The sequence below is a fragment of the Allobosea sp. RIT-PG3_2 genome, from assembly GCF_057321085.1.
Genome location: NZ_JBXWCA010000021.1, coordinates 1 through 2,486, shown reverse-complemented (window position 1 = coordinate 2,486; position 2,486 = coordinate 1). Strand labels below are relative to the sequence as shown.

2 protein-coding genes are annotated in these 2,486 nt (G+C 65.2%); both read left to right on the top strand.

Annotation, left to right across the window (positions count from 1 at the left end):
- Positions 1-117 precede the first annotated feature (117 nt).
- Complete coding sequence (gene istA, locus AC2FAN_RS27130; protein ID WP_485177060.1) at positions 118-1,617, top strand: IS21 family transposase; 1,500 nt, start codon at positions 118-120, stop codon at positions 1,615-1,617.
- A complete protein-coding gene (istB, locus tag AC2FAN_RS27125) occupies positions 1,617-2,345 on the top strand; it encodes an IS21-like element helper ATPase IstB (protein WP_485177059.1) in 729 nt (242 codons plus the stop codon). Before istA ends, istB begins: the two co-directional genes overlap by 1 nt.
- The last annotated feature ends 141 nt before the right edge of the window (positions 2,346-2,486 follow it).

Genomic DNA, 2,486 nt, shown 5'->3' with positions numbered 1-2,486 from the left:
TGTGTTTCGGCGTGCAAATTTGACCCCGTGAGGCGGGGGATCGGCGTGCAAGTTTGACCCCCTTGAGCCGGTTTCGGTGAGACTGCCCGTCTTGGTTTCAGACGGGCGGGCGGGGGGATGAAGGGCGTGGATACGATTGCGCGGATCCGGCGCGAGTTTTCGGTCCGGGGGAAGACGATCAAGGAGATTGTCCGCGAGCTCCACGTCTCGCGGAACACGGTGCGCAAGGTGCTGCGCTCAGGCGCGACGTCGTTCGAGTACGAGCGGAAGGTTCAGCCGCAGCCGAAGATCGGGCCCTGGCGTCCGGATCTGGACCGGCTGCTGATGGCCAACGAGGGCAAGCCGGCGCGTGAGCGTCTGACGCTGATCCGGATCTTCGAGGAGTTGCGGGGCCGGGGTTACGAGGGCAGCTATGATGCCGTCCGCCGCTATGCGCGAGGTTGGCGCCGCGAGCAGTCCGCCGTCACCGCCGATGCCTATGTTCCTCTGAGCTTCGCGCCCGGCGAGGCCTATCAGTTCGACTGGAGCCACGAGATCGTCGTCATCAACGGCGTGACGACCAAGGTGAAGGTCGCCCATCTGCGGCTCTGCCATTCGCGCATGCTGTTCGTGCGAGCCTATCCACGCGAGAGCCAGGAGATGGTCTTCGACGCCCACGACCGGGGCTTCGCCTTCTTCAAGGGCGCCTGCACGCGCGGCATCTACGACAACATGAAGACGGCGGTGGAGACCATCTTCGTCGGCAAGGAACGCGCCTATAACCGGCGCTTCATGCAGATGTGCAGCCACTATCTGGTCGATCCCGTCGCCTGCACGCCAGCCTCGGGCTGGGAGAAGGGCCAGGTCGAGAACCAGGTCGGGCTCGTACGCGAACGCTTCTTCGCTCCGCGTCTGCGGGTCAAGAACTACGACGAGCTGAACGCCTGGCTGCTGGACCAGGTGCTTCGCTACGCAAAGGCCCACCTCCATCCGGAGCAACGTGACCGGACGATCTGGGAGATGTTCGAAGCCGAGCGCCCGAGCCTCGTGCCTTACGCCGGTCGGTTCGATGGCTTCCATTCACTGCCGGCCTCGGTGTCGAAGACCTGCCTGGTCCGCTTCGACAACAACAAGTACTCGGTTGCGGCGAGCGCGATAGGCCGGCCCGTCGAGATCCGCGCCTATGCCGATCGGATCGAGCTGCGTCAGGACGGCCGCATCGTCGGCGAGCACGCCCGTTCCTACGGCCGCGATCAGACGACCTTCGATCCCTGGCACTATGTGCCGGTGCTGGCCCGCAAGCCGGGCGCCCTGCGCAATGGCGCGCCCTTCAAGGACTGGGTTCTTCCGGCTTCGCTGGATCGGGTACGCCGGAAGCTGGCGGCCGCGCAGGATGGTGACCGGCAGATGGTCGATATCTTGACCACGGTGCTGAGCGACGGCTTACCGGCGGTCGAAGCCGCCTGCGCCGAGGCGCTGAAGCAAAGCGTGCATTCGGCCGACGTCATCCTCAACATCCTGGCCCGACGCCGGGAGCCGGCTGCTGCGATCACCATCATGACGCCCGATGCGCTGCGCCTGCGTCATGAGCCCGCCGCTGATTGCGCCCGATACGACAGCCTCAGGAGAGCCGTGTGATGGAACGCTCGGAGATTCTCGCCACCATGGGCGAGCTCAAGCTCTACGGCATGAAGGCCGCCTTCGACGAGATCATCACCACGGCGGTGAAGCGCCAGCACGAACCCCAGCGCATCGTCGGCGATCTGCTATCGGCGGAGATCACCGAGAAGCAGGCGCGCTCGATCAAGTACCAGATCACCATCGCCAAGCTGCCCCTCGCCAAGGATGTCGGCGACTTCGTCTTCGACGGCACGCCGCTCAACGAGACGCTCGTCCACGACCTCGCAGGCGGCAACTTCATCGCCCATCAGCGCAATGTCGTCCTCGTCGGTGGCACCGGGACCGGCAAGACCCATCTCGCCATCGCCATCGCCCGAGCTTGCATCCGTGCCGGCGCGCGGGGGCGCTTCTTCAACGTCGTCGATCTCGTCAACAAGCTCGAGGCCGAGGCCCGCGCCGGCCGGCAGGGTCGCATGGCCGACTATCTCTCGCGCATGGACTTCATCGTCCTCGACGAACTCGGCTATCTGCCCTTCGCCCAGTCCGGCGGCCAGTTGCTGTTCCACCTCATCAGCAGGCTCTACGAACAGAGCTCCGTCATCGTCACCACCAACCTCGCCTTCGGCGAATGGCCATCCGTCTTCGGCGACGCCAAGATGACCACCGCACTCCTCGACCGGCTGACCCATCACTGCGACATCGTCGAGACCGGCAACGAGAGCTGGCGCTTCAAGAACAGGCTCTGAGCCACGTGCCGCCTGCGACCCGGAGTCGGCGCGACTGCGCAACCCCGACCAGCTCCGCCGCGCCGCCTCCTCACCGTCTCAGCCCATCAAGGGGTCAAGATTGGACGCCGATCGGGGGGCAATATTGCGTGCCGTTTGACA